Here is a 26,249-nt window from a genome sequence, read left to right as displayed (position 1 = left end):
GCCCGCACCCTCAAGGACAGACAAGGCATGACGAAGCACAAACCCGCACCGACAGCCGTGCCCATCCACGAACTGATTGCCGGCCGCTGGAGCCCGCGCGCCTATTCGAGCGAGCCGGTCTCGCGCGAGGCGCTGCACGCCGTGATCGAGGCTGCGCGCTGGGCGCCGTCGGGCTACAACCTGCAGCCGTGGCGCTTCATCGTATTCGACCGCACGGCCGACGAAGTCGCGTTCAAGCGCGCCTTCTCGACGCTCGTGCCGTTCAACCAGCAATGGAACGCACCCGCGCCGGTCCTGATCGCGGTGACGGCGCAGACGCTCAACGCGAAGGGGGAAGTGAATCGCACGGCGCAGTACGACGCCGGCGCGGCGGCCATGTCGCTGGTGCTGCAGGCTCATGCGCTGGGACTTGCCGCGCACCAGATGAGCGGCTTCGACGTGAACGCGTTCCGCAAGGAATTCGCGCTGCCGAACGATGTGGAGCCGCTCGCGTTCATCTCGATCGGTCATTACGGCGACGCCGAAAAGCTCGATCCCGTGCTGCGCGAGCGCGAGAAGGCGGAGCGCACGCGCTCGGCGGTAGGCGAGATTGCTTACGCAAACGCGTGGAAGCAGCCGTTCAAGGGCTGAGGCCTCCGGTCCGCTGCCGATTGATGACGCAAAGGCGGACCCAAAGGCGGACGCAAAGGCAGATGCAACGGCGGACGCAAAGTCGACAATCAAGGCGACAGCAAGCGCCGCAGCAGCAACACAGCAGAAGACAAGACGCGCGGCACGGGCCGCGCGTTTTTTCTTGCGGGGACGCATCACCGCCTCCAGGTTGCCCCACGCCGTGCTTTCGTGATACAAAGCCGGTCCTCCCAGCCTTCCTCCTTGCGCGCGCCCGGTGCGCGTCATTGCCATGACCCCGTTTTGCGCGATCGACTTCGGTACTTCCAATTCGGCTGTGGCGCTGCCAGGCGCCACGCCGGGCGAGGCCATGCGCCTCGCGCCTGTGGAAGGCACACACACCACGCTGCCCACCTCGGTGTTTTTCAATACCGACGAGCACACCCGCGAATTCGGCCGCGCGGCGCTAGCCTCTTATATCGATGGCTTCGACGGGCGCCTCATGCGCTCGATGAAAAGCATCCTCGGCTCTCCGCTTGCGGAAAGCACGACGGATCTCGGTGATGGCAGCGCGATGCGCTACACGGAAATCATCGCGATCTTTCTGGATCACCTGAAGCGCAGCGCCGAGCGTTGCTCGGGAGCATCGATTACGCGTGCGGTGCTGGGCCGCCCGGTGTTCTTCGTCGACGAGGATCCGCGCGCCGACCAGCTCGCGCAGGATCAGCTCGAAGCGGCTGCGCGCTCAGTGGGTTTCAAGGAGATCGAGTTCCAGTACGAGCCGATTGCGGCAGCGTTCGACTACGAGTCGCGCCTGACCGATGAGGGCCTCGTGCTCGTGGCGGACATTGGTGGCGGTACCTCGGACTTCTCTCTCGTGCGCGTCGGGCCGCAGCGCATGACACGTATCGAGCGCAAGGACGACGTGCTCGCCCACCATGGCGTGCACGTGGCCGGCACGGATTTCGACCGCCGCGTGGAGCTGGCGACGATCCTGCGCGAGCTCGGCTACCAGTCGCTCGATCCCGAGGGCCGTGAGGTGCCGAACCGCGTCTATTTCGATCTCGCGACCTGGCACCTCATCAACACGGTCTATACCCCCAAGCGGGCGGCCGAGCTCAAGCTCATGCGCCACCTCTATTGCGACACCGCGTACCACGACCGTCTGATGCGCGTGGTCGAGTGGCGTCTGGGCCACGCACTGGCGGCGCATGCGGAGGAGGCGAAGATTGGCGTGTCGGCGGGCGGGCAGACGATGATCGATCTGGAGCAGGTGGAAGCCGACCTGCGCCTCGCGTTCGACGACGCGCAGCTGATCGATGCCGGCCGCGAGGAAACGCGCCGCATCGTGCAGGCCGCGCGCGATACCGTCCAGGCGGCCGGCGTGGCGCCGGGCGCGGTGAACGCGCTCTACTTCACGGGCGGCTCCACGGGCCTGCTGTTCCTGACTCAGGCGCTCGCCGAGGCCTTCCCGCAGGCGCAGCCCGTGTTCGGCGATCGCCTCGCCAGCGTGGCGACCGGGCTGGGCATCCACGCGCAGCGCCTGTTCGGCTGAATGGCCGCTGCCTCTGCGTAAAACCACCAGGCGATAAAAAACCCCACCTTCGAGAAGAATTGTGGGGTTTTTCGGTAAGCTTGCCAGTCAGGACCAGAGGTTGGAGCCCCGACGGTCAGAGCCGATAATCAGCGGGTACTTAGACCGGCTTGATGTTTGCAGCTTGCTTGCCCTTCGGGCCCGTACGGACTTCGAATTGAACCTTTTGGTTCTCTTGCAGCGTCTTGAAGCCGTCGACCTTGATTTCCGAGAAGTGCGCGAACAGATCTTCGCCGCCGCCGTCCGGCGTGATGAAGCCAAAGCCCTTAGCGTCATTGAACCACTTGACGGTACCGGTTTCCATATTACTTTCCTAAAAATGAATGAAGGCCGAAGCCAAAGAGGTGCACGAAAATCAAGGAAGGGGTATGGGACCAGCCGGAGTACCGTTGATGGGCGAACTACGAAAGACCTATTCACACTCGCCGCTTGAAATCCTGCCCGGACTTTATACGGCTTATTGGCATGAAGGTCAACTAGCACCCAGGGAATCTCCATATATTTTTACGACGGGGTCGAAACAGGATCTTACAAAGCTTGCTAAGTGGCTGTTTTTTTTGTAGTGCCAGTAGATTTTTGACGCCTTTTGATGGTGCAACCGTTAAACTACGCGCCGCGCACGAGTTGCGCCTTCGGGCGCAATCTGACCGCGCGCAGGTGCGACCGCCGTCCGAATCCCGCCCGCACAACAGACGGGGCAAGCGGTGTCGAACTGCTCTTGAAACAGGAGAAGACGTGAAAAGTTCTATTCAACGGAACATCGGCCCGTTCGCGCTGATGTTTACCGGCCTCGGGTCGATCATCGGTTCGGGCTGGCTGTTCGGCGCGTGGAAGGCGGCGAAAATTGCAGGTCCGGCGGCCATCTGCGCCTGGATCATCGGCGCCGTGGTTATTCTCGCGATTGCGCTCACTTACGCCGAGCTCGGCGCGATGTTCCCCGAATCGGGCGGCATGGTCCGCTACGCCCGCTACTCGCACGGCGCACTGGTGGGCTTCATCAGCGCCTGGGCGAACTGGATCGCCATCGTTTCGGTGATTCCCATCGAAGCCGAGGCCTCGATCCAGTACATGAGCACCTGGCCCTACCCTTGGGCGCACGCGCTGTTCGTCGACGGATCACTGACTCATTCAGGGCTATTCCTCTCGGCACTGCTCGTGATCATTTACTTCATGCTCAATTATTGGGGTGTGAAGCTGTTCGCGCGGGCCAACAGCGCCATCACGATCTTCAAGTTCATCATCCCCGGTCTCACGATCGCGGGCCTGATGGCTACGGGTTTCCATCACGAGAACTTCGGCCAGTCGACCGACTTCGCGCCCTATGGCTGGTCGTCGGTGTTCACGGCCGTTGCCACCAGCGGCATCGTGTTCGCGTTCAACGGCTTCCAGAGCCCGATCAATCTCGCCGGCGAGGCGCGTAACCCGTCGAAGAGCGTGCCGTTCGCGGTGATCGGCTCGATTCTGTGCGCGCTCGTGATCTACGTGCTGCTGCAAGTCGCCTATATCGGCGCGGTCAGCCCGACGGACGTCATGAAAGGCTGGAACACGTTCAACTTCAAGTCGCCGTTCGCTGAGCTCGCGATCGCGCTGAACCTGAACTGGCTCGCGATCCTGCTCTACGTGGACGCGTTCGTGAGCCCGAGCGGCACCGGCACGACCTACATGGCCACGACCTCGCGCATGATCTACGCGATGGAGCGCAACAACACGATGCCGAAGATGTTCGGCAACGTGCACCCGTTCTACGGCGTGCCGCGCCAGGCGATGTGGTTCAACCTGTTCGTCTCGTTCATCTTCATGTTCTTCTTCCGCGGCTGGAGCTCGCTCGCGGCGGTGATCTCGGTGGCGACGGTCATCTCGTACCTCACCGGCCCGATCGCCCTGATGGCGCTCAAGCGCGCCGCGACGGACCTCGAGCGTCCGCTCACCGTGCCGTTCATGAATGTGATCGCGCCGTTCGCGTTCGTTTGCGCGTCGATGATCCTGTACTGGGCGAAGTGGCCGCTGACCGGCGAAATCATTCTGCTGATGGTCGTCGCGCTGCCGGTGTACTTCTACTTCCAGGGCAAGGAAGGCTGGGCCGGTTGGGGCCAGGACCTGAAGGCGGCATGGTGGCTGTGCGCCTACCTGCCGACCATGGCCGTTCTTTCGCTGATCGGCAGCAAGCAGTTCGGCGGCCACGACGTCATTCCCTACGGCTGGGACATGCTGGTGGTCGCGATCATCTCGCTCGGTTTCTACTACTGGGGTGTGAATTCGGGTTATCGCACGCCGTATCTGAAAGAGCGTGACGAACACGACGAAGTGCTCGAAGGCATCGGCGCGCACTAAGCCGCGCACCAAGCAGCGCACCCTGTCCGGTTGCGCGGCCCGCTGATGCGGGCTCGCCGCAAAACACAAGGCCCGCCTGAAGCGATTCAGGCGGGCCTTGTTGCATGGTGCGGCGGACGTTACTGGAGCGTCGAGCCGAACACGTAGTTCGTCATCGCCAGCGTGCGCTGGTAGGTGCCGAGCGACTGGACGCCAAGCGTGTAGTCGTCGTCGGCGGCGCCGAGCGCGGCGAAGACCGGCAACAGATGCTCGTCGGTGGGATGCATGAGCACCGCGTGCGGCGCCTGACGGCGGTAATCGAGCAGCGCGTCGATGTCGCGGGCCGCGAGGCGCGCTTCGAACCAGTCGGTGAATTCGGCCGCGCGCGAATCGGCGTCTTCCGGACCCGCCGAGAAGTCCGCGGCACGCAAGTTGTGTGTGATCTGGCCCGAACCGATCACCATCACACCTTCCTCGCGCAACTCGCGCAGCGCACGGCCGAGCGCGAAGTGGTGGGCGGCGTCGGCGCGTGGCTGGATCGAGAGCTGCGTGACGGGCACATCGGCGTCCGGGAACATCAGCAGCATTGGCACCCAGGCGCCGTGGTCGAGGCCGTGCGCCTCTTCGTCCACCGGGACGCCTTGCGCGCGCAGCAGCGCCGCCGCGCGCTGCGCAGTCTCGGGGGCACCGGGCGCGGGGTACTGGATCTCGTAGAGCGCGCGCGGGAAGCCATAGAAGTCGTGAATGGTCTCGGGCTGCTCCGCCGTGCTCACAGTGGGCTTGAGCGTGTTCCAGTGCGCCGAGAGGATCAGCACGGACTTCGGACGCGGCAGGTGCTGCGCGAGCGCCGTGAAACCGCCAGACGGCAGCGACGGGTCGATCGGCAGCGTGGGCGCGCCGTGCGAGAGAAACAGGGTGGGCGTACGGGTGGTCATGATCGTGGGCAGCGCGGGGCAGCCGGGAAGTTTCGCGTTGCGATCAATATAAGACCCTACCCGCGCGAATTAAACAGGGTATAAGGGAATTGATTGTGTCGCCGATGTTGATAATCGGCCTGGCTCTGCGCCGATGCTAAAGCGTTGCGCGAAAGTCAGTCCGCGACACCGCGCAGGCCGGGCCACGCGGGGGAGAGCGCTGGGCCGAGCGCGAACAGGTCGAGCACGCGCGCGACCGTGTGATCGACCATCTCGTCGATGCTGGCGGGCTGGTTGTAGAACGCCGGCAGCGGCGGAAAAATCACGCCGCCCATCTCGGTCACGGCGGTCATGTTGCGCAGATGCGCGAGATTGAGCGGCGTCTCGCGCACCAGCAGCACGAGGCGACGGCGCTCCTTGAGCGTGACGTCGGCGGCCCGGGAGATCAGGTTGTCGGAGAGGCCATGCGCAATACTCGCGAGCGTCTTCATCGAGCAGGGCGCGACGATCATGCCGTCGGTCGCGAACGAGCCCGAGGCAATCGTGGCGCCCACATCGCGCACCGAATGCACGACGTCGGCGCGTGCGTGGAGGTCGTCTTTCGTGAGCTGCAGCTCATGCTGGATGTTGAGCCAGCCGGCCGACGAGATCAGCAGATGGGTCTCCACGCCGCCAAGGCGCCGCAGCGTGTCGAGAATGCGCACGCCGTAGATCGCGCCCGTTGCGCCCGTGATCGCGACGATCAGCCGACGGGAAGCGGTCTGCGCATGGGAGGGCGGGGCAAGGGGCGTGGCGTTCACGAGGGGCGAGGCACGAGGTGCGAGAAGATCGCGAAAGACGACGCGCTTTTCGGCACAGAAACGACTCGAAAGCGCGCTAGATGAGCGAGGCGAAGCAGGGGAAACGAAAGCGGCGGGCATTTGCCGCGCCGCTTCGCTTCGAATGGCTTTACGCCGCGGCGAACAGTTGCTGCAGTTCGCCGTTCTGGTACATCTCCATCATGATGTCCGAACCGCCGATGAATTCGCCCTTCACATAGAGCTGCGGAATGGTCGGCCAGTTCGAGAATTCCTTGATGCCCTGGCGGACCGCGTCGTCTTCGAGCACGTTGACGGTCTTGAACTCTTCGACGCCGCAGGCTTTCAGGATTTGCACCGCGCGGCCGGAGAAACCGCACATCGGAAACTGCGCGTTGCCCTTCATAAAGAGGACGACGGCATTTTCGTCGACGATCTGCTTGATGCGATGTTGGGTGTCCATGTCTGACCTTGGGATTGATAGATGCTGAAAACGATGAATGCAGAGTGAAATGATAGCGGATTTCGCCTGCGCGGGCCGGCCACACCCTGGCGGCGCGGCCGGCTCGCCGCATATCGCCGGCGTTCTCGTCTGGTCCGCTCGCGGCTAGCCCGCCAGGCGTGCGCCGCTGATGCGCTCGATGCCGGCCAGATCCTCTCTGGAGCCGACATCGGCGAAACCTTGTGCTTCGAGCAGCGCGCGCACGGCCGCGGCCTGATCGTAGCCGTGCTCCATCCAGAGCACGCCGCCCGGCACGAGGCGCGCGGGGGCGCCGGCGACGATCGCGCGCAGCGCCGTGAGGCCGTCGGCTTCGTCGGTGAGGGCGCCGCGCGGTTCGAAGCGCAGGTCGCCTTGCGCCAGATGCGGGTCGCCGCTCGCGATATAGGGCGGATTGCTCACGATGACATCGAAGTGCAACGCGGGATCGAGCGCGTCGTACCAGCTGGCGGCCACCAAGGTGAGCGCGCCGCCGGGGCGCCGTGCATCGAGCAGCCTGGCGGCGTTGCGCGCGGCCACGTCGAGCGCGGCCTGTGATCGGTCGACGGCCCACACGCGCGCATCGGGCCGCGCGGAGGCGATGGCCACGGCGATGGCGCCGCTGCCCGTGCCGAGATCGAGCACGCGCGGCTGAGCGCGGCCTTCCATGGCTGCCAGAGCGGTTTCGACGAGGAGCTCGGTTTCCGGACGCGGAATCAGCACGTCGGGTGTGACGTCGAAGTCGAGCCCGTAGAACTCGCGCGTGCCCACGAGTTGCGCGATGGGCTCGCCCTGCGCGCGGCGCACTTCGAGCGCGCGATACGTGTCGATCTGCGCGGCTTCGAGCGGGCGTTCGCCGCGCGTGATCAGCTCGGTGCGGCGCCAGCCCAGCACGTGCATGAGCAGGATGCGCGCCTCGAGCGCGGGCAGCGGCGAGGAGCGCAGCAGGGTATCGGCGGTGACGGCGGGCAAGCTCACGGTGCGGTGGGGCTCAGCGCGCGCTCAATCGGCGTCGCCGAGCGAGGCCAGCTGCTCGGCCTGATGCTCGGAAACCAGCGCACCGATCAGCTCGCCGAGATCGCCGTCCATGATCGCTTCAAGGCGATAGAGCGTCAGATTGATGCGGTGATCGGTGAGGCGCCCTTGCGGGAAGTTGTAGGTGCGGATGCGCTCCGAGCGGTCGCCCGAGCCCACGAGGCTCTTGCGCGTGGCCGCTTCCTTGGCGTGCTGCTCCTGGTACTGCTTGTCCTTGATGCGGGCGGCGAGCACCTTGAGCGCGCGGTCCTTGTTCTTGTGCTGCGAGCGGTCGTCCTGGCACTCGACCACGATGCCGGTCGGCAGGTGCGTCACGCGCACGGCCGAGTCGGTCTTGTTGATGTGCTGGCCGCCCGCGCCCGAGGCGCGGAACGTGTCGATGCGCAGGTCGGCGGGATTGATCTCGACTTCGCCGATCTCGTCGGCTTCGGGCATCACCGCCACCGTGCACGCCGAGGTATGGATGCGGCCCTGCGTTTCGGTGGCCGGCACGCGCTGCACGCGGTGGCCGCCCGATTCGAACTTGAGCTTCGAGTATGCGGCCTCGCCCGCGATGCGCACGATCACTTCCTTGTAGCCGCCCAGATCCGACTCGCTTGCCGACATCATCTCGATCTGCCAGCGGTTGCGCTCCGCGTAGCGCAGGTACATGCGCAGCAGGTCGCCCGCGAACAGCGCCGACTCGTCGCCGCCGGTGCCCGCGCGGATTTCGAGGAACACGTTGCGCTCGTCGTTGGGGTCCTTGGGCAGCAGCATCATCTGCAGCTCGTGCTGGAGTCGCGCCATGCGCTCGCGCGCCGCCTTCACCTCTTCTTCGGCGAAGTCGCGCATCGACACATCGGCGAACAGCTCTTTGGCTGCCGCCTCGTCGGCGAGCGCACCGCGCCACTGCGCGTAATGCTCGACCACCGGCCCCAATTCCGCATGCTCGCGCGTGAGCTTGCGGTACTGGTCGCGGTTGGACGTCACGTCGGGGCGGCTCAACAGGTCGTTCAGCTCGGCCAGACGGGTAGTCAGCTGGTCGAGCTTCGATTGCATGCTCGTTTTCATCGGGCGGTGCGGAGCGGGCTCCGGAAAGGACTGCGGGAAAGAGGGGGCGGGCTGGGAGCCCAGGCTTCAGGATGCATGCCGCGCCTGGCGCGGCTCACGCGGGCGGCGAGAGCCGCTAACGGTAACGGTCGGCGGAGCCTGCGGAGGCGTCCGGCGCGCTCGAGTCGTTCGAATGGTCCGATTCAGCGGCTTCGGGCGCTGCACCGGATGCCGCATCGCCGCCTCTCGCGGGCTGGCCATGGCGGTAGAAGCCGCTCATCAACTCGATGAGCGAATCGCGGTTCTCGCCGCTCGACGTGTTGAGCGCGTGCGTCGGGCCGTGAATCAGCTTGTTGGTGAGCGATTGCGACAGCGCTTCGAGCACGGCCGCGGGGTCGTCGCCGCGCGCGAGCAACTTGCGCGCGCGCTCGAGCTCGGCGCGGCGCAGGGCGTCGGCCTGAGTGTGCATGTGGCGGATGACCGGCACGATGCTGCGCGAGTCGAGCCACTGCATGAAATTCGCCACGCGCGTTTCGATGATGGTTTCCGCCTGCGCCACGGCGGCCTGGCGCGAGGCGTTGCCTTCGCGCACGATCGTGCCGAGGTCGTCGACGGTGTAGAGGAACACGTCTTCGAGCTGGCCGACTTCGGCTTCGATGTCGCGCGGCACCGCGAGGTCGACCATGAAGATCGGGCGGTGCCGGCGCGCCTTCACCGCGCGCTCGACGGCGCCCAGACCAATGATCGGCAGCGTGGACGCCGTGCACGACACGATGATGTCGAATTCGTGCATGCGCGTGGGCAGATCGGCGAGCGGAATGGCATGGCCACCGAAACGCTCGGCAACGTATTTGCCGCGCTCGGCGGTGCGGTTTGCAACCACGAGCTCGCGCGGCTGCTGCGCCGCGAAGTGCGCGGCGCACAACTCAATCATCTCGCCTGCGCCGATGAACAGCACGCGCTGATTGGCGATCTTGTCGAAGATGCGCTGTGCGAGGCGCACGGCGGCGGCGGCCATGGAAACCGACTGCGCGCCGATCTCGGTGGTGCTGCGCACTTCCTTGGCCACCGCGAAGGTGCGCTGGAACAGCTGGTTCAAATAGGTGCCGAGCGCGCCGGCCTCGGTCGCGGTGCGTACCGCGGTCTTCATCTGGCCGACGATCTGCGTCTCGCCGAGCACCATCGAGTCGAGCCCCGACGCCACGCGGAACGCATGGCGCACGGCCTCGGACTGCGGCAGCGTGTAGACGTGGGGCGCGAGTTCCTCGGTGCGGATGCCGTGGTAGTGCGAGAGCCATTCCACGGCGGAATCGCGCGAGCTGTGCGCGTCGGTCGCGCAGTAAAGCTCGGTGCGGTTGCAGGTGGAGAGAATGGCGGCTTCGGGGGCGTTCAGGCTGCGCCGCCCGCCGGACCACGCGTCCTTGAACAGCGCGAGGGCGGGCTTGATCTGTTCGAGCGGAAACGCCACGCGTTCGCGCAAGGCGACGGGCGCGGTGTGGTGATTGATTCCGATCGTTAGAAGCTGCATACCGTGGGACGATGATTTAGGCGGATATTATAACTTTTCCGCGCTTCTGACATTCGCGTCGGCAGTGTCAGCCTCCTCCTCGTTTGTTATAGGTAACCTCTCCAGCTGGTAGCCGTAACCATACAACGTTGTCAGACGCCAGCCGTGCTCAGGCCCGAGCTGCAACTTGCTGCGCAGACGCGAGGCGTGCGTATCGAGCGTGCGCGACCGAACGTCGCGGTTCAGATTCCAGACGGTTTCGAGGATGCGTGCCCGGGAAACGGGACGCGATGCGTTGGTGAACAACAGCAGCGCGAAGCGGAACTCCTTCGGCGTGAGCGTGACGGTCTGGCCCCTGAACGATACCGCGTACCGCGCCGAATCGAACAGATAGTCGCCGAAGCCGTGGTGCGCGCGGTTGCGCGGACGGCGCACGCCGGCGCGGCGCAGCAGGGCGTCGATGCGCGCGAGCATTTCGGGGCCGCGCACGGGCTTGGCGATGCAGTCGTCGGCGCCCGCTTGCAGGCTCGCGACGATCTCGCTTTCGTGCGGCGAGGCCATCAGCACGATGGCGGGCAGGCCCGGCAGCAGGCGGCGCGCACGGGGGATGAGTTCGTCGCCGCCGAGGTCGCCGCACCACGAGGCGGCCATCAACAGGTCGAAGGCGTCGTTTTCAAGCGCTTCGACGAGTGGGGCAGCAAGGTAGAAATGCCTGCACGCATGGCCGCCTGAAATGAGCAAGCGCTCGATCATTTCGGCCTGGCGCGCATCGGGTTCGACTAGAGCGATTCGCATAAGAGTGTCCAGCCGTTGAGGCTGGGTGCGCTTGCCTTGCGTCATCCCGCCCCCTACACTCAACCGCTACGCGGGAAGCGCCGAGCCGACCGTTTTCCAGTAAAAATACTGTTGTAAATGAGACAAAAGAATGCTATCTGCTGCGTCGCCACAGTCCTATCGGACTCTTCCGAAAATCCTTAGGACTGAGCGCTGATGAGCTGGTCAGGCATCGTCGTGCTCGGGCTCGCGATTGGCTGCGCGGGGTGGTTCTTCCATCCCCTGCGCCGTGGGTCCGGCCCCGCAGGCAGATCGCTCGCGTTCGCCGTCGCGGCCGCGCTGGCCGGCGCGGCGCTCGCGAAGGCCGCGGGCCGCGCCACCGGTCTTTTCTACGATGGCGAGCTGCTCGAATGGCCCGTTTGCACGGCGCTCGCGTTTGTCTTTGTCGCTGTGTCGGTCGCGCTGCGCGCGCGTCGCTAACGATCGCTAACGAATTACCAACCGTTCTCGCAATGGAGCGCTCCCACGAGGCGCGCGTCTTACTCTCGCAGGTGAAAACATGAACGCCCGACTCCCCGAAACGTCCACGATCCCCGAACGCATTGCGGCCCTGCGCGCCGCAATGACGAGCGCGGGCATCGACGCCACGCTTGTGCCGTCCGCCGATCCCCATCTCTCCGAATACCTGCCGGGCCGCTGGCAGGGGCGCGAATGGCTCTCGGGCTTCACCGGCTCGGTGGGCACGCTCGTCGTGACGAAGGACTTCGCGGGCGTGTGGGTGGACAGCCGCTATTGGGTGCAGGCCGAGCAGCAGCTCGCCGGCACCGGCATTGAACTGATGAAGATGATGGGCGGCCAGCAGAGCGCGCCGCACATCGACTGGCTCGCGCGCAACGTGCCGGCGGGTGGCACGGTCGCGGTGGACGGCGCGGTGCTCGGCGTGGCGTCGGCGCGCGCGCTGGCCGAGGCGCTCGACGCGCGCGGCGTGAAGCTGCGCACCGATCTCGACCTGCTCGACGCCGTCTGGAGCGGCCGTCCCACGCTGCCGCTCGAGCCAGTCTACGAGCACGTCGCGCCGCACGCGGACGCGCAGCGCACGGGCAAGCTCGCTCAGGTACGCGGCGCGATGCAGGAGAAGGGCGCGCAATGGCACTTCATTTCGACGCTCGACGACCTCGCGTGGCTCTTGAACCTGCGCGGCGCCGACGTGAACTACAACCCGGTGTTCGTTGCGCACGCGCTGATCGGGCCGGATCAGGCGACCCTCTTCGTCGCCGACGGCAAGGTGCCGGCGGACCTCGAACAATCGCTCGCGCGCGACAAGGTGCGCGTCGCGCCGTACGCAGAGGCCGCGGCTGCGCTGGCGGCGCTGCCCGCGGGCGAGTCGTTGCTGGTCGATCCGCGCCGCGTGACGTTCGGGTTGCTGCAGGCGGTGTCCTCGGCGGTGAAGCTTGTGGAGGCCATCAATCCGAGCACGTTCTTCAAGTCGCGCAAGACCGCCGTGGAAGCGGAGCACGTGCGCGCGACGATGGAGCAGGACGGCGCGGCGCTCGCCGAATTCTTCGCCTGGTTCGAGGCGGCGCTGGGCCGGGAGACCATCACCGAGCTCACCATCGACGAAAAGCTCACCGCTGCGCGCAAGCGCCGCCCGGGCTTCGTCTCGCTCTCGTTCGGCACGATCGCCGGCTTCAACGCCAACGGCGCGATGCCGCACTACCGCGCCACGCCCGAATCGCACAGCGTGATCGAAGGCAACGGCCTGCTCCTGATCGACTCGGGCGGCCAGTACCTGGACGGCACGACCGACATTACGCGCGTGGTGCCCGTGGGCACGCCGAGCGCCGAGCAAAAGCGCGACTTCACGCTCGTCCTCAAGGGCATGATGGCGCTCTCGCGCGCGCAGTTTCCGCGCGGCATCCGCTCGCCGATGCTCGACGCGATCGCGCGCGCGCCGATCTGGGAAGCGGGCGCCGACTACGGCCACGGCACGGGGCACGGCGTGGGCTATTTCCTGAACGTGCACGAAGGCCCGCAGGTCATTTCGCACTACGCGCCGGCGGAACCGTGGACCGCGATGGAAGAGGGCATGATCACCTCGGTGGAGCCTGGCATCTATCGGCCGGGCAAGTGGGGCGTGCGCATCGAGAACCTCGTGCGCAACCAGAGCGCCGAAACCACGGAATTCGGCGACTTCCTGAACTTCGAGACGCTCACGCTGTGCCCGATCGACACGCGCTGCATCGATCTGGCTCTCCTGCGCGACGATGAACGCGAGTGGCTCAACGCGTACCACCAGACGGTGCGCGTGCGCATCGCGCCGCACGTCTCGGGCGACGCGCTGGCGTGGCTCGAAAAGCGCACGCAGCCGATCTGAGCGACGCACGCACCCGGGCTCGACCGGGTGCCATCAAACGAGCGCAAACAGACGGAACGTAAAGCGGAGCGCAAAGGCATGGCGATCAAGGCAGTGGTTTTCGACTTCGGCGGGGTGCTGGTGGACTGGAGCCCCGAGTATCTCTATCGCAAGCTGATTCCCGACGATGACGAACGCCGCTGGTTTCTCACCCATGTCTGCGCCATGGACTGGGTGATCCGCCAGGACGGCGGCCAGCCGATCGCCGCCGCCACCGAAGAGCTGGTCGCCCGGTTTCCGGAGCACGAGACGCTGATTCGCGCGTTCTACGAGCGCTGGCACGAAATGATCGGCGGGCTGCTCGAAGGCGGCGTGGCGACCTTCGAGCGTCTGGAGGCGGCCAACGTGCCGATTTTCGGCCTCACGAACTGGTCGGCGGAGACGTTTCCGTGGGCGTGGGAGCGCTTCGGCATTCTCAGGCGCTGCCGTGACGTCGTCGTCTCGGGGCGCGTGAAGCTCGTGAAGCCCGATCCGGCGATCTTCCACGAAATGTTCCGCCGTATCGAGGCGCAGTTGCCGGGCGTGACGCCCGGCGAACTCGTCTTCATCGACGACAGCGCGCGCAACGCCCAGGCCGCCACGGCGCTCGGCTGGCACGGCGTGCATCACACGAGCAACGCGAGCACCGACGCGAAGCTGCGCGAGCTCGGCTTGCCAGTCTGAGGGCGCGGCGCGCCCAGCGCGTAGCCGTGGATCGGTTGCTGCCGCTGCGCTGCGATGGCGTACCCGCCAGAAAAAACGGCAGCCCGCGGGCTGCCGTTTGTGTGAGAGGCCGGCATCGACATGCCGGCGCCGCCAGGCCGGCTTACCGGCTGATCGGCTTGTAGCGCAGACGCTTCGGACGCGCCGCTTCCTCGCCGAGGCGCTTGATCTTGTCGGCCTCGTATTCCTGATAGTTGCCGTCGAAGAACGTGACCTGCGAGTCGCCTTCGAACGCGAGGATGTGCGTGGCGATCCGGTCGAGGAACCAGCGGTCGTGCGAGATCACCATGACCGAGCCCGCGAATTCGAGCAGGGCGTCTTCGAGCGCGCGCAACGTTTCGACGTCGAGGTCGTTCGACGGCTCGTCGAGCAGCAGGACGTTGCCGCCCGAGATCAGCGTCTTGGCCAGATGCAGACGGCCGCGTTCGCCGCCCGAGAGGTTGCCGACGATCTTCTGCTGGTCGCCGCCCTTGAAGTTGAAGCGGCCGATGTAGGCGCGCGACGGCGTTTCGTACTTGCCCACCGTGAGCACGTCGGCGCCGCCCGAGATTTCCTCGAAGACGGTCTTGTTGGCGGCCAGCGCGTCGCGGCTCTGGTCCACATAAGCAAGCTTGACCGTCGGGCCTTGCACGATCTCGCCCGAATCCGGCTGTTCCTTGCCCGTGAGCATGCGGAACAGCGTCGACTTACCCGCGCCGTTCGGCCCGATGATGCCGACGATTGCGCCCGCCGGAATCTTGAAGCTGAGGTCGTCGATGAGCAGGCGGTCGCCGTAAGACTTGCTGACGTTCTTGAACTCGATGACTTCGTTGCCCAGACGCTCGCCCGCCGGAATGAAGATTTCCTGGGTTTCGTTGCGCTTCTGGTAGTCGGAGCTCGACAGCTCCTCGAAGCGCGCGATACGCGCCTTCGACTTCGCCTGGCGGCCCTTCGGGTTCTGACGCACCCACTCCAGTTCCTTCTTGATGGCCTTCTGGCGTGCCGACTCCGTCGCTTCTTCCTGCTTCAGGCGCTCTTCCTTCTGGTCGAGCCAGCTCGAGTAGTTGCCCTTCCAGGGAATGCCGTAGCCGCGGTCGAGTTCGAGAATCCACTCGGCGGCGTTATCGAGGAAATAGCGATCGTGAGTCACGGCGACCACGGTGCCCGGGAAGCGCGTGAGGAACTGCTCGAGCCACTCGACCGATTCCGCGTCGAGGTGGTTGGTCGGCTCGTCGAGCAGCAGCATGTCGGGTTTTTCGAGCAGCAGCTTGCACAGCGCGACGCGGCGCTTTTCACCGCCGGAAAGATTGCCGATCTTCGCGTCCCACGCGGGCAGGCGCAGGGCGTCGGCGGCGATTTCGATCTGCTGTTCCGCGCTGCCATCGGTCGTCGCGAGGATCGCTTCGTACTTCGCCTGCTCGGCGGCAAGGGCGTCGAAGTCGGCGTCCGGCTCCGCGTAGGCGGCGTAGATCTCGTCGAGCTTCTTCTGCGCGTTGAACACGTCGCCCAGACCCTCTTCGACCGCTTCGCGCACAGTCTTTTCGGGGTCGAGCTGCGGCTCTTGCGGCAGATAGCCGATGTTCAGGTTCGGCATCGGCGTGGCTTCGCCTTCGATGTCCTTGTCGACGCCGGCCATGATCTTGATGAGCGTGGACTTGCCCGAGCCGTTCAGGCCGAGCAGGCCGATCTTCGCGCCCGGGAAGAACGAGAGCGAGATGTCTTTGAGGATCTGGCGCTTGGGCGGCACGATCTTGCCGACCCGGTTCATGGTGAAGACGTATTGGGCCATGGGAGTGTCTTTGGAAACGGGAGGAAAAAGGCGTCGCGCTTAAACGTTGAACAGGAAGTTCATCACGTCGCCATCGTGCACGACATATTCCTTGCCTTCGGCGCGCATCTTGCCGGCTTCCTTCGCGCCGGTTTCGCCCTTGTACTGGATGAAGTCGTTAAAGGCGATGGTCTGCGCACGGATGAAGCCGCGCTCGAAGTCGGTGTGGATCGCGCCGGCCGCCTGCGGCGCCGTGTCGCCGACGTGGATCGTCCACGCGCGCACTTCCTTCACGCCCGCCGTGAAGTACGTTTGCAGGCCGAGCAGCTTGAAGCCCGCGCGGATCACGCGGTCGAGGCCCGGCTCGTCCATGCCCATGTCGGCGAGGAACGCAGCCTTGTCTTCGTCTTCGAGGTCGGCGATTTCGGCTTCGATCGCCGCGCACACGGCCACCACCGGCGAGCCTTCGGCTTCGGCGTGCTTGCGCACGGTTTCCAGGTACGGGTTGTTTTCGAAGCCATCGTCCTTCACGTTCGCGACGTACATGGTCTTCTTCGCCGTGATCAGGCAGAACGGCTTGATGAGCGCCTGTTCGTCTTCGTTCAGGTTGAGCGCGCGAACCGGCAACGCCTGGTCGAGCTGCGCGCGCACCTTGTCGAGCACGGCCACGAGCTTCGCCGCTTCCTTGTCGTTGCCCGACTTGGCGGCCTTCGAGTAGCGCGCGAGCGCCTTCTCGACGGTGGCGAGGTCGGCGAGCGCGAGTTCGGTGTTGATGACTTCGATGTCGGCGAGCGGATCGACCTTGCCTGCGACGTGGATGACGTTTTCGTCCTCGAAGCAGCGCACGACGTGCGTGATGGCGTCGGTTTCGCGGATGTTCGCGAGGAACTGGTTGCCGAGGCCTTCGCCCTTGCTCGCGCCGGCGACGAGACCCGCGATGTCGACGAATTCGACCACGGCCGGCACGACGCGCTCGGGCTTGACGATCTCGGCGAGCGCCTTCAGGCGCGGATCCGGCACTTCGACCACGCCGACGTTCGGCTCGATCGTGCAGAACGGATAGTTTTCAGCCGCGATGCCGGCCTTGGTCAGCGCGTTGAACAGGGTGGACTTGCCGACGTTGGGCAAGCCGACGATGCCGCATTGGAGGCTCATGGAAAACCTTTTGAATCAGTTGGTTACGGCTGGTCGCCGGGTCGTTTGCTGTCCGGCGATGACCGGAACGCGACAGCCGCAAGGGGAATTCGGGGACGAGACAAAGCGTACGTATCCGGCCGCGAGGCCCACGATCTTGTACGGATTTTGTGCTCGAAAAGTCGCAATTGTAACCCGTTCGGGGGCGTTGATCGGCGTGGAAGAAGCTTGAGCAGTGGTTCGTGCGTCGACAAGGAATGTCGAAATCGAGGCCTGGCTGTGCTGCTGCACGGCGCGTCCCATGGCCCGTCCAGCGCCCTGTCTGCGACACCTCACCACGCTCTTGCCTCACCGCAACCGGCCGCCCATCCGGCCCTGTCAGATCAACCCCCGCAGCTATAATGCGCGGATGACTTCGACCAACCAGACCTTTGACGTTGCCGTGATCGGCGGCGGGCTCGTCGGCAAGGCGGCGGCGCTCGCGCTGACTCAGGGCGGCTTGCGCGTGGCGCTGCTCGCGCAGCCGTGCGCGCCGCTGCCCGCAGGCGCCGTTTTCGATGCGCGCGTCTACGCGTTCTCGCGCAGCTCGCACGCACTGTTCGAGCGGCTGCGGGTCTGGCAGGCCGTGGACGCCGCGCGCCTCACGCCCGTCTACGACATGCGCGTGTTCGGCGACGCCGCCGCGGAGCTGCACTTTTCCGCGTATCAGGCGTCGGTGGCGCAGCTCGCCTGGATTGCCGAGTCGTCGCTGGTGGAGCGCGCGCTCGACGCCGCGCTGCATTTCCAGCCCAATCTCACGTGGATCGATGCGCGCGCGCAGACGCTCGACGTGAAGCCCGACGCCGCAGTGATCGGTCTCGCGAACGGCCGCACGATCGAGGCCGATCTCGCAGTCGGCGCCGACGGCGCGCATTCGTGGGTGCGCGCGCAGATCGGCTCGAAGGTCGAGCGGCGCGACTATCGGCAGACCGGCGTGGTCGCCAACTTCCGCGCCGAGCGTCCGCACGGGGAGTGTGCTTATCAATGGTTCCGTGACGGCGAGATCGTCGCGCTCCTGCCGCTGCCGGACCAGCACGTCTCGCTGGTCTGGTCGGCGCAGACCGAGCACGCCGATGAGCTGCTCAAGCTCGATCCGCAGCAACTCGCCGCCGAAGTCGAGCGCGTGACGCAGAAGCTGCACGGCGCGCTCGAATGCGTCACGCCTGCGCGCGGCTTCCCGCTTGCCTTGCAGACCGTCGACCGCCTGATCGCGCCGCGTGTCGCGCTGGTTGGCGACGCCGCGCACCTGATTCACCCGCTCGCGGGGCAGGGCGTGAACCTCGGACTGCGCGACGTGGCCGCGCTCGTCGACGTGATCGCGCAAAAGGAAGCGTTCCGCGACCTCGGCGATACGGTGTTGCTGCGCCGTTACGAGCGTGGCCGCCGCGAAGACATCCAGAAGCTCGTCGTCGCCACCGACGGTTTGCAGCGTCTTTTTGCGGTGCCGGGCACGCTCGCGCGCGTGCTGCGCAACACCGGCATGGCGTTCGTCGGGGCGCAGCCGCTCGTCAAGCGCTGGCTGGTGGCGTCGGCGCTCGGCTGAGCAACGAAGCCGCGGCGCAACGGCGTGCTAGCCGTCCCGGCGCAGGCCCTCGCGGCATCGCGCCGTCGCGCTCCACCCGTTGCGCCACCAACTGCGCCACCAACTGCGCCACAGCCGGTATTTCGGTTGCTTCAATTCCGGGCAGCTTAGAATGGGCGTATCTGGCCATGGGCCATGCACGGATCGAGCGCATGAATCAGGCGCATGCATCAAGATGAGGCCGCAGCCTCGATCCGTCGCCGCCATGCCCGAATTTCACCCGGAACGCAGCGTGCGTGGTCTGCGCGTAGCGTCCCAGAATCAGGAAAGCATCACATGCAAAAGCGTATTCGCATTGCCGCGATCGTTCTCGCGGCGCTCGCCTCGGTGCTCGGCTGCTCGGCACAGGCCGACCAGACCACCGACAAGATCAAGGCCGCACTGCAGTCGCGCCTCGGGGTGGACGGCAGCGACATCAAGAGCATCACCAAGGCGCCGGTGCCAGGCCTCTACGAGGTGAACCTCGGCTCGCAGATCATCTACAGCGATGCCAACGGCGATTACGTGCTCACGGGCGACCTCGTCGACACCAAGGCGCACCGCAATCTCACCGAAGCGCGCTTGGCCGAGCTCAACAAGGTCGACTTCTCGAAGCTGCCGCTCGAGAACGCGGTGAAGGTCGTGAAGGGCAACGGCAAGCGCCAGATGGCCGTGTTCTCCGATCCGAACTGCCCGTACTGCCATCAGCTCGAAAGCACGCTCAAGTCCATCGACAACGTGACGGTCTACACCTTCCTGTACCCCGTGCTGTCCGACGACTCCACGGCGAAGGCCAAGTCGATCTGGTGTTCTACCGACCGCGCGAAGGCCTGGGAGTCGTGGATGGTCGAGCGCAAGGCGCCCACCGCCTCGGGTAGCTGCAACACCGCCGCGATCGACAGCAATCTCAAGCTCGGCGCGAAGATGAACGTGACCGGCACGCCCACCGTGATCCTTGCAGACGGGACGCGGCTGCCGGGCGCGGTCAGCGCCGACCGGCTCGAAAGCGCCTTGAGCGCCGTGCGCTGAAGCCCCGACCGACCCTGCCGGCCGCTTTTGCGGCCGGTGCCTTTTTTGTCCACCGATTTTTCCGAATGCTCGCGATTGCCGCGCATGAGAGCGCCTTGCAGGCATTGTCTGCCCGTGGCGCAGCGCTCGCCGGAGTCACTCACCGAACCCGTCACCGATCCTGCCGATGAAGCCGATCCGATACACCATCGTCCCGAAGAACCCCGCCGCCCACCTGTTCGAAGTGACGCTCACCGTCGAGGATCCCGCGCCGGACGGCCAGCGCTTCATGCTGCCCGTGTGGATTCCGGGCAGCTACATGGTGCGCGAGTTCGCGCGCAACATCGTCACGGTGCGCGCCACCAACGAGGCGGGCCGTAAGGTGCGCATCAGCAAGATCGACAAGCACACGTGGCAGGCCGCGCCCGCGAAGGGCACGCTCACGCTGCGCTATGAGGTCTACGCGTGGGACATGTCCGTGCGGGCAGCCCATCTGGACGATACGGTCGGCTTCTTCAACGGCACGAGCGTGTTTCTCGCGGCGCTCGGCCATGAGGGCGCGCAGCACGTGGTCGACATCCAGCGCCCCGACGGCCACGCGTATCGCCACTGGCGCGTCGCCACCGCGCTCGCGGAGGCGCGCGGCACCAAGCGCTACGGCTTCGGCGATTACACGGCGTCGGGCTACGACGAGCTGATCGACCACCCCGTCACGCTCGGCGAATTCACGCTCGCGAGCTTCAAGGCACACGGCGTGCCGCACGACATCGTGATCGCGGGCCGCGTGGTGGCGCTCGACACCGAACGTCTCGCCGCCGACCTGAAGAAGATCTGCGAGGCGCAGATCGCCCTCTTCGAGCCGCGCACGAAGCGCGCGCCGATGGAGCGCTACGTGTTCATGACGCAGGCCGTGAGCGATGGCTACGGCGGGCTCGAGCACCGTGCGTCCACGGCGCTCATCTGCAACCGCACCGATCTGCCCGTGAAGGGCAAGCCCGAGATGACGGATGGCTATCGCACGTATCTCGGCCTGTGCAGCCACGAGTACTTCCATACCTGGAACGTGAAGCGGATCAAGCCCGCCGCGTTCGCGCCGTACGACCTCACGCGCGAGGACTACACCTCGCTGCTGTGGCTGTTCGAGGGCTTCACCTCCTACTACGACGACCTGATGCTGGTGCGCAGCGGCCTCATTTCCGTCGACGACTACTTCGGGCTCCTCGGCAAGACCGTCGGTGGCGTGCTGCGCGGCACGGGGCGCCTGAAGCAGAGCGTTGCCGAAAGCTCGTTCGACGCGTGGGTCAAGTACTACCGCCAGGACGAGAATGCCTCGAACGCGATCGTCAGCTACTACACGAAGGGCTCGCTCGTCGCGCTCGCGTTCGATCTGGCCATCCGCACCGAAACCAACGGCCGCAAGTCGCTCGACGACGTGATGCGCCTCTTGTGGCAGCGCTTTGGCCGCGACTTCTATCGCGGCAACCCGGTGGGTGTGGGCGAGGACGATGTCGAAGCGTTGATCGCTGAAGGCACAGGCGTGGAATTGGGCGGCCTGTTCGCCGATGCCGTGCGCGGCACGCGCGATCTGCCGCTCGCCACGCTGTTCGAGCCGTTCGGCGTGCAGCTCGAAGGTGAGCCCGAGCGCGGCGCGAGGCCGTCGCTGGGCGCGCGCCTGCGTGGCGGCGCCGAGGCGACGCTCGCAGTCGTCTACGAGGGCGGCGCGGCGCAAAAGGCGGGGCTTTCGGCCGGCGATGCGCTCGTCGCACTCGACGGCCTGCGCGTGAGCGGCGCGAATCTCGATACGCTGCTCGCGCGCTACCAGCCCGGCGCCAAGGTGGAGATCCACGCGTTCCGCCGCGACGAGTTGCGCGTCGCGCGTCTGACCCTCGATGCGCCCGAGATCGCGCGCTACAAGCTCAGCGTCACCGACAAGCGCCCGGCGCCGCGCGCGCTGCGCGAGCGCTGGCTGGCGGCCTGATCGTACGCGAGGCGGGCGCACGGCCCGCTTCTGGCAGGGAAGGCGGCAAGCAAGGCGGCAAGCAAGGCGGCAAGCAAGGCGGCAAGCAAGGCGGCAAGCAAGGCGGCAGGGCGATCCGGCCCCGCCGCCTTTGTTTTTGGCCATCGCGATTGTTCTATCGCTGCAACAATCCGTCATCGGCGGACTACTTTTTCGTGGCGTGGCAAATCAACACAATGGCTTCACTCGCGCAACGTTGCGCAACTGAGACCCGAAGGAACCACGATGACCACGATCCTGCAAATCAACTCCGCCGCCCGCTCGCAAGGCGCCCAGTCGACCCTGCTCGTCAACGAATTGACGAACAAGCTGCAACAATCGAACCCGGGCGCGAAGGTTGTCGCGCGCAACCTGCAAGCCGATCCGCTGCCGCACCTCGACGACGCCGTGCTCGGCGCGTTCTTCACGCCGGCCGAGCAGCGCACGCCGGAGCAGCAGGCCGTCGCCGCGCGCAGCGAAGCGCTGATCGCCGAACTGCAAGCCGCGGACGTCATCGTGATCGGTGCGCCGATGTACAACTTCGGCGTCTCGTCGCAACTGAAGACGTACTTCGACTGGATCGCGCGTGCCGGCATCACCTTCCAGTACACGGCCAACGGCCCCGAAGGCCTCGTGAAGGGCAAGAAGGTGTTCGTGGTCTCGGCGCGCGGCGGCAAGTACCATGGCACCCCGAACGACAGCCAGACGCCGTATCTGAAGTCGTTCCTTGGCTTCCTCGGCATGACCGACGTGAGCTTCATCTACGCCGAAGGCCTGAACATGGGTCCGGAAGCAGCCAGCGCAGCGCTCGCGAGCGCGCGTGAAGCGATCGCGGCGGCCTAAGCGACTGCAACGACTGCTGCGAAGCGATGGCGATGCGGTGCTTCATTGCGCTGCATCGCAGGCAGCAAAACAAAAACGCCACGAAGCGAGCTTCGTGGCGTTTTTTCTTGTGTGTGCCTCGCCTCAGGTGAGCGCTTCAGGCGAGTACTTCAGGCGAGCACTTCGGCAGTGTCCGGCAGGCGCCAGTCAATGAGCGTGCGGCCATGCGCTGCCAGATATTCGTTGGCCTGCGCGAAATGTCCGCAGCCGAGGAAGCCGCGGTGCGCCGAGAGTGGCGACGGATGCGGCGCCTCCAGAACGCAATGCTTGCCCGCGCCGAGAAGCGCGCGCTTGTTCTGCGCGTGGGCACCCCACAGCATGAAGACGAGATGCTCGTGACGCGTCGCGAGCTCGTGGATCAGCGTGTCGGTGCAGCGCTCCCAGCCGCGTTTCGCGTGGCTCGCGGCGTTCGCGCGCTCGACGGTGAGCACTGTGTTGAGCAGCAGCACGCCCTGACGCGCCCACGCGTCGAGACAGCCGTGGGCGGGCGCCTCGATGCCGAGGCTCGCCGCGATTTCCTTGAAGATGTTGCGCAGCGAGGGCGGCGTGCGCACCGCGGGCGGCACCGAGAACGCGAGGCCATGCGCCTGCGGCGTGCCGCGGTCCTCGCCGTGATACGGGTCCTGGCCGAGGATCACCACTTTCACTTCGTCGGGCGAGGTGAGGCGCAGCGCGCGGAACACATCGGCGGGATAGACGGTCTTGCCGGTGGCGCGCTCGTCGTCGACGAAACGGCACAGCGGCGCGTACGCGTCGCTCGCGATGAACGGCGAGAGCAACTCGCGCCACGCGGTCGGCAGCGCGGCGAACTGGTCTTCGAGACGCGTGATCGCGGGGCTCGCGTGGGACGCCGCTTTGGACATCTGGGCTGTATCAGGCATGGCTGCTGCGCATTGGCTGGCGGATAGAGGGGCTGCTGCGGGCGCGGGGAATTCGTCGTCGTCGAACAGCGAGAAGATCGTGATCTGGCGAGGATCGACTTCGGGCGCGCACGCTTCGTCGAGCGTGGCCAGCGCCGCTTCTGGCGGTTCGTCGTCGAAGAGCGACGCTTGCGCTGGCGCCGCGGCGCGCGTGTGTTTCGTGGAGGTCATGGGCGGCAAGTGTCGCAAGAATCGCGCGGCGATTCAATCCGGCATGGTTCGCGAAGGGCGCACCGGGTGTCGCGTCGTGCTCAGCCTTCGCGCAGCTTGTAGCCGCGCTGCGCCTTGCTGATATCGTCGGGCGCGAGGTCCGGCAGCGCCTTCGTCAGTGTTTCGGCGAGCGTGCGTAGTGCGGCCTCATCACCGTCTTTCAGCTCGAGCTCGATCTCGCAGATTGGCGCGCGACGCAGCGTGCCGTTCACGTCCGCAGTGATCTCGCCCTGATCGACGGCGGCTTCCACTTGTGCGCCATCGACTTCGAGCGTCCAAAGCGTGCGCGTGAAATCGGTGCGAAAGAGCGGGATCAGCGCGGCGGCGGCTTGTGTGAGGGCGGTCGAAACACCGCTTTCATCACACGCCTGCACCAGCCGCTCGATCTCGAGCGATGCACCCGCGACGGGCATTTCCCACTCGTGACGCTCATGCAGTCCGCTTTGCGCCACGCCCACGGTCTTGAACGTCTGCAGCCAGCCCTCGGGCGCGCGGCGCAGCCGCAGCGCGCTCTTGGCGCGCGCGAGCGTGAGCGATGGCGTGTCGAAGTAGATGTTCTCGAGCCGCACTGCGCGGCCCGGCGCGCCGGCGCGCGCCTCGAAGAGACGCAGCGCCGCCTGCACCTGGTCGCGCGGCAGCGCGAGCTTGATTTCGCGTTCGATAGCCATCGTCGCTTTTCACTTACCTGCAATCAGAAGAACATGCGCGCGAGTTCCGCGCCGGGTTGCTGCGCGCGCATGAACGCTTCGCCCACGAGGAACGTGTGCACCGAGAGCGCGCGCATCTTTTCCACATCGGCACGCGAGAGGATGCCCGACTCGGTCACGACGATGCGGTCTTCAGGCACGTCGTCGAGCATGTCTATCGTGGTTTGCAGCGTGGTCTCGAAGGTGCGCAGATTGCGGTTGTTGATGCCGATGAGCGGCGTCTTCAGCGTGAGCGCGTGCTTGAGCTCCTCGCGATCGTGCACTTCGACGAGCACCGCGAGCCCCAATGAATGCGCGAGCGCTTCGAGCTCGCGCATGTCTCCTGGCTCCAGCGCGGCGGCGATCAGCAGGATCGCGTCGGCGCCCATCGCGCGCGCCTCGACGATCTGATACGGGTCGACGATGAAGTCCTTGCGCAGCACCGGCAGATTGCAGGCGGCGCGTGCGGCTTCGAGGTACGCGACGCTGCCCTGGAAGAACTGCACATCGGTGAGCACGGAGAGGCACGCCGCGCCACCTTCGGCATACGAACGCGCGATTTCGGCGGGCTGGAAGTTCTCGCGCAGCACGCCCTTCGATGGGCTCGCCTTCTTGACTTCGGCGATCACGGCAGCCTGGCCGTTCACGTGCTTCGCGCGCAACGCGCCGACGAAGTCGCGCAAGTCGCGCGCGCTCGCTTCCAGGCGCAGTTCTTCGAGCGGGGCGCTCTGCTCGGCGGCGCGCACTTCTTCGCGCTTCACTGCAATGATTTTTTCGAGGATGTCGCTCATGGTGTTCAGCAAAAATCGGGCAAAAAACGGTGCTGGATCAGCAATGGATCAGCAATGACTCAGCGTTTGAACTGTTGCGTGAAGCGTACCAGTTCGTCGACTTTGGCGCGCGCGCGGCCGCTCGCGAGGGTCTCGCGCGCGAGCGCGATGCCGTCGGCGATCGAGCTCGCGACGTTGGCCGAATAGAGCGCCGTGCCCGCATTGAGCGTGACGATCTCGCGCGCCGTACCGGGCTCGTTCGAGAGCGCGCCGAGCAGCATGGTCTTCGATTCGTCGGCGTTTTCGACCTTGAGCGAGCGGTTCGAGACCATCTGCATGCCGAAGTCTTCGGGATGGATCTCGTACTCGCGAATCTCGCCGTCCTTCAGCTCGCCCACGAGCGTGGCCGCGCCGAGCGAGACTTCGTCCATGCCGTCCTTGCCGTACACCACGAGCACGTGCTTCGCGCCCAGGCGTTGCATCACGCGCACCTGAATGCCGACGAGGTCCGGGTGAAACACGCCCATCAACTGATTGGGGGCGCCGGCCGGATTCGTGAGCGGACCGAGGATGTTGAAGATCGTGCGCACGCCCAGTTCGCGGCGCACGGCGGCAATGTTCTTCATCGCCGGATGATGGTTGGGCGCGAACATGAAGCCCATGCCCGTCTCGGCGATCGATGCGGCCACCTGGTCGGGTTGCAGGTCGATGTTCACGCCGAGCGCTTCGAGCACGTCCGCGCTGCCCGACTTGCTCGACACGCCGCGGTTGCCGTGCTTGGCGACTTTCGCGCCCGCCGCCGCCACGACGAACATCGAGGCCGTGGAGATATTGAAGGTGTGCGAACCATCGCCGCCCGTGCCGACGATGTCGATGAAATTCGAGTTGTCCTTCACCTCGACGTGATTCGCGAACTCGCGCATCACGGTCGCGGCTGCCGCGATCTCGCCGATGGTTTCCTTCTTCACGCGCAGGCCGGTGATGATGGCCGCCGAGAGCACGGGCGAGAGCTCGCCGCGCATGATCATGCGCATGAGATGCAGCATCTCGTCGTGGAAGATCTCGCGGTGCTCGATCGTGCGTTGCAGCGCTTCTTGCGGGGTAATGGACATGGTCGTGTCTCCTTTGCTCCGA

General features: G+C 65.8%; 23 protein-coding genes and 1 pseudogene. 10 read left to right on the top strand and 14 right to left on the bottom strand.

What is annotated here, in order from left to right:
• Positions 1-27: 27 nt before the first annotated feature.
• Together EYW47_RS29890 and EYW47_RS29885 are read left to right on the top strand one after the other, a co-directional pair.
• A complete protein-coding gene (locus EYW47_RS29890) occupies positions 28-630 on the top strand; it encodes a nitroreductase family protein (protein ID WP_133198447.1) in 603 nt (200 codons plus the stop codon).
• Between the two features lie 271 nt (positions 631-901).
• On the top strand, positions 902-2,164 hold the full coding sequence (locus EYW47_RS29885; protein ID WP_133198446.1) for an Hsp70 family protein: 1,263 nt from the start codon (positions 902-904) through the stop codon (positions 2,162-2,164).
• Between the two features lie 139 nt (positions 2,165-2,303).
• On the opposite strand, the gene EYW47_RS29880 is transcribed toward EYW47_RS29885, so the two are convergent.
• Entirely contained in the window at positions 2,304-2,507 is a 204-nt protein-coding gene (locus EYW47_RS29880; protein WP_027797379.1) for a cold-shock protein, read from the bottom strand.
• 431 nt (positions 2,508-2,938) lie between these two features.
• Here EYW47_RS29880 and EYW47_RS29875 point away from each other — a divergent pair, with 431 nt between their 5' ends.
• Positions 2,939-4,534, top strand: a complete 1,596-nt coding sequence (locus EYW47_RS29875; RefSeq protein WP_133198445.1) for an APC family permease — start codon at positions 2,939-2,941, stop codon at positions 4,532-4,534.
• A 119-nt stretch (positions 4,535-4,653) separates the two neighbouring features.
• Here EYW47_RS29875 and EYW47_RS29870 read toward each other — a convergent pair whose 3' ends face one another.
• The 7 genes and pseudogenes from EYW47_RS29870 to EYW47_RS29840 form a co-directional block, all read right to left on the bottom strand.
• The gene (locus tag EYW47_RS29870) at positions 4,654-5,448 is read right to left on the bottom strand and encodes a DODA-type extradiol aromatic ring-opening family dioxygenase (protein WP_133198444.1); all 795 of its coding nucleotides are present in this window, start codon (positions 5,446-5,448) and stop codon (positions 4,654-4,656) included.
• Between the two features lie 155 nt (positions 5,449-5,603).
• Positions 5,604-6,227 (bottom strand): UbiX family flavin prenyltransferase, encoded by a 624-nt coding sequence (locus tag EYW47_RS29865; RefSeq protein ID WP_133198443.1) that lies wholly within the window; start codon positions 6,225-6,227, stop codon positions 5,604-5,606.
• A 148-nt stretch (positions 6,228-6,375) separates the two neighbouring features.
• On the bottom strand, positions 6,376-6,687 hold the full coding sequence (grxD, locus tag EYW47_RS29860) for a Grx4 family monothiol glutaredoxin (RefSeq protein WP_133198442.1): 312 nt from the start codon (positions 6,685-6,687) through the stop codon (positions 6,376-6,378).
• 144 nt (positions 6,688-6,831) lie between these two features.
• Positions 6,832-7,680, bottom strand: a complete 849-nt coding sequence (prmC, locus tag EYW47_RS29855) for a peptide chain release factor N(5)-glutamine methyltransferase (RefSeq protein ID WP_165976716.1) — start codon at positions 7,678-7,680, stop codon at positions 6,832-6,834.
• Positions 7,681-7,704: 24 nt separating this feature from the next.
• Positions 7,705-8,787 (bottom strand): peptide chain release factor 1, encoded by a 1,083-nt coding sequence (gene prfA / locus EYW47_RS29850; RefSeq protein WP_133198441.1) that lies wholly within the window; start codon positions 8,785-8,787, stop codon positions 7,705-7,707.
• 238 nt (positions 8,788-9,025) lie between these two features.
• A pseudogene (gene hemA, locus EYW47_RS29845) lies at positions 9,026-10,294 on the bottom strand (glutamyl-tRNA reductase); the annotation flags it as partial.
• Between the two features lie 27 nt (positions 10,295-10,321).
• A complete protein-coding gene (locus EYW47_RS29840; RefSeq protein ID WP_133198439.1) occupies positions 10,322-11,068 on the bottom strand; it encodes a response regulator transcription factor in 747 nt (248 codons plus the stop codon).
• Positions 11,069-11,263: 195 nt separating this feature from the next.
• On the opposite strand from EYW47_RS29840, the gene EYW47_RS29835 reads away from it, so the two are divergent.
• From EYW47_RS29835 to EYW47_RS29825, 3 genes are all read left to right on the top strand, one after another.
• Positions 11,264-11,527, top strand: coding sequence for a hypothetical protein (locus EYW47_RS29835; protein ID WP_133198438.1), 264 nt, complete (start codon positions 11,264-11,266; stop codon positions 11,525-11,527).
• Positions 11,528-11,606: 79 nt separating this feature from the next.
• Positions 11,607-13,421 (top strand): aminopeptidase P family protein, encoded by a 1,815-nt coding sequence (locus EYW47_RS29830; RefSeq protein WP_133198437.1) that lies wholly within the window; start codon positions 11,607-11,609, stop codon positions 13,419-13,421.
• Positions 13,422-13,499: 78 nt separating this feature from the next.
• On the top strand, positions 13,500-14,123 hold the full coding sequence (locus EYW47_RS29825; protein ID WP_133198436.1) for an HAD family hydrolase: 624 nt from the start codon (positions 13,500-13,502) through the stop codon (positions 14,121-14,123).
• A 142-nt stretch (positions 14,124-14,265) separates the two neighbouring features.
• On the opposite strand, the gene ettA is transcribed toward EYW47_RS29825, so the two are convergent.
• On the bottom strand, positions 14,266-15,930 hold the full coding sequence (ettA, locus tag EYW47_RS29820; protein ID WP_133198435.1) for an energy-dependent translational throttle protein EttA: 1,665 nt from the start codon (positions 15,928-15,930) through the stop codon (positions 14,266-14,268).
• Positions 15,931-15,969: 39 nt separating this feature from the next.
• The gene (ychF, locus tag EYW47_RS29815) at positions 15,970-17,064 is read right to left on the bottom strand and encodes a redox-regulated ATPase YchF (RefSeq protein ID WP_133198434.1); all 1,095 of its coding nucleotides are present in this window, start codon (positions 17,062-17,064) and stop codon (positions 15,970-15,972) included.
• 388 nt (positions 17,065-17,452) lie between these two features.
• On the opposite strand from ychF, the gene EYW47_RS29810 reads away from it, so the two are divergent.
• The 4 genes from EYW47_RS29810 to EYW47_RS29795 all read left to right on the top strand — a co-directional run bounded on the left by EYW47_RS29810 (position 17,453) and on the right by EYW47_RS29795 (position 22,490).
• Positions 17,453-18,625: a UbiH/UbiF family hydroxylase gene (locus EYW47_RS29810; protein WP_133198433.1), complete on the top strand. Its 1,173-nt coding sequence runs from the start codon at positions 17,453-17,455 to the stop codon at positions 18,623-18,625.
• 315 nt (positions 18,626-18,940) lie between these two features.
• Positions 18,941-19,672 (top strand): DsbC family protein, encoded by a 732-nt coding sequence (locus tag EYW47_RS29805; protein WP_133198432.1) that lies wholly within the window; start codon positions 18,941-18,943, stop codon positions 19,670-19,672.
• A gap of 166 nt (positions 19,673-19,838) precedes the next feature.
• A complete protein-coding gene (locus EYW47_RS29800; RefSeq protein ID WP_133198431.1) occupies positions 19,839-21,629 on the top strand; it encodes a M61 family metallopeptidase in 1,791 nt (596 codons plus the stop codon).
• Positions 21,630-21,893: 264 nt separating this feature from the next.
• Positions 21,894-22,490 carry an FMN-dependent NADH-azoreductase gene (locus tag EYW47_RS29795; RefSeq protein ID WP_133198430.1) on the top strand — a complete coding sequence of 199 codons (597 nt, stop codon included), beginning with the start codon at positions 21,894-21,896 and terminating at the stop codon, positions 22,488-22,490.
• Positions 22,491-22,639: 149 nt separating this feature from the next.
• On the opposite strand, the gene EYW47_RS29790 is transcribed toward EYW47_RS29795, so the two are convergent.
• From EYW47_RS29790 to trpD, 4 genes are all read right to left on the bottom strand, one after another.
• Entirely contained in the window at positions 22,640-23,620 is a 981-nt protein-coding gene (locus EYW47_RS29790) for a uracil-DNA glycosylase (protein ID WP_133198429.1), read from the bottom strand.
• Positions 23,621-23,700: 80 nt separating this feature from the next.
• Complete coding sequence (locus EYW47_RS29785) at positions 23,701-24,327, bottom strand: CYTH domain-containing protein (RefSeq protein ID WP_133198428.1); 627 nt, start codon at positions 24,325-24,327, stop codon at positions 23,701-23,703.
• Positions 24,328-24,350: 23 nt separating this feature from the next.
• Complete coding sequence (trpC, locus tag EYW47_RS29780; protein WP_133198427.1) at positions 24,351-25,136, bottom strand: indole-3-glycerol phosphate synthase TrpC; 786 nt, start codon at positions 25,134-25,136, stop codon at positions 24,351-24,353.
• Between the two features lie 59 nt (positions 25,137-25,195).
• Positions 25,196-26,227 (bottom strand): anthranilate phosphoribosyltransferase, encoded by a 1,032-nt coding sequence (gene trpD, locus EYW47_RS29775; protein WP_133198426.1) that lies wholly within the window; start codon positions 26,225-26,227, stop codon positions 25,196-25,198.
• Positions 26,228-26,249: the final 22 nt, after the last annotated feature.

The sequence above is a fragment of the Paraburkholderia silviterrae genome (assembly GCF_004353915.1).
GTDB lineage: Bacteria > Pseudomonadota > Gammaproteobacteria > Burkholderiales > Burkholderiaceae > Paraburkholderia > Paraburkholderia silviterrae.
This window is presented reverse-complemented; position numbering and strand designations above follow the sequence as displayed.

Bases quoted from the DNA above. Each gene is read 5' to 3' on its own strand.
- EYW47_RS29840 (WP_133198439.1), bottom strand. From the start codon at position 11,068: ATGCGAATCGCTCTAGTCGAACCCGATGCGCGCCAGGCCGAAATGATC.
- EYW47_RS29790 (WP_133198429.1), bottom strand. From the start codon at position 23,620: ATGACCTCCACGAAACACACGCGCGCCGCGGCGCCAGCGCAAGCGTCG.
- EYW47_RS29795 (WP_133198430.1), top strand. From the start codon at position 21,894: ATGACCACGATCCTGCAAATCAACTCCGCCGCCCGCTCGCAAGGCGCC.
- trpD (WP_133198426.1), bottom strand. From the start codon at position 26,227: ATGTCCATTACCCCGCAAGAAGCGCTGCAACGCACGATCGAGCACCGC.
- EYW47_RS29870 (WP_133198444.1), bottom strand. From the start codon at position 5,448: ATGACCACCCGTACGCCCACCCTGTTTCTCTCGCACGGCGCGCCCACG.
- EYW47_RS29890 (WP_133198447.1), top strand. From the start codon at position 28: ATGACGAAGCACAAACCCGCACCGACAGCCGTGCCCATCCACGAACTG.
- EYW47_RS29785 (WP_133198428.1), bottom strand. From the start codon at position 24,327: ATGGCTATCGAACGCGAAATCAAGCTCGCGCTGCCGCGCGACCAGGTG.
- ychF (WP_133198434.1), bottom strand. From the start codon at position 17,064: ATGAGCCTCCAATGCGGCATCGTCGGCTTGCCCAACGTCGGCAAGTCC.
- EYW47_RS29830 (WP_133198437.1), top strand. From the start codon at position 11,607: ATGAACGCCCGACTCCCCGAAACGTCCACGATCCCCGAACGCATTGCG.
- EYW47_RS29880 (WP_027797379.1), bottom strand. From the start codon at position 2,507: ATGGAAACCGGTACCGTCAAGTGGTTCAATGACGCTAAGGGCTTTGGC.
- EYW47_RS29810 (WP_133198433.1), top strand. From the start codon at position 17,453: ATGACTTCGACCAACCAGACCTTTGACGTTGCCGTGATCGGCGGCGGG.
- EYW47_RS29835 (WP_133198438.1), top strand. From the start codon at position 11,264: ATGAGCTGGTCAGGCATCGTCGTGCTCGGGCTCGCGATTGGCTGCGCG.
- EYW47_RS29805 (WP_133198432.1), top strand. From the start codon at position 18,941: ATGCAAAAGCGTATTCGCATTGCCGCGATCGTTCTCGCGGCGCTCGCC.
- trpC (WP_133198427.1), bottom strand. From the start codon at position 25,136: ATGAGCGACATCCTCGAAAAAATCATTGCAGTGAAGCGCGAAGAAGTG.
- EYW47_RS29885 (WP_133198446.1), top strand. From the start codon at position 902: ATGACCCCGTTTTGCGCGATCGACTTCGGTACTTCCAATTCGGCTGTG.
- grxD (WP_133198442.1), bottom strand. From the start codon at position 6,687: ATGGACACCCAACATCGCATCAAGCAGATCGTCGACGAAAATGCCGTC.
- EYW47_RS29825 (WP_133198436.1), top strand. From the start codon at position 13,500: ATGGCGATCAAGGCAGTGGTTTTCGACTTCGGCGGGGTGCTGGTGGAC.
- ettA (WP_133198435.1), bottom strand. From the start codon at position 15,930: ATGGCCCAATACGTCTTCACCATGAACCGGGTCGGCAAGATCGTGCCG.
- prfA (WP_133198441.1), bottom strand. From the start codon at position 8,787: ATGAAAACGAGCATGCAATCGAAGCTCGACCAGCTGACTACCCGTCTG.
- EYW47_RS29800 (WP_133198431.1), top strand. From the start codon at position 19,839: ATGAAGCCGATCCGATACACCATCGTCCCGAAGAACCCCGCCGCCCAC.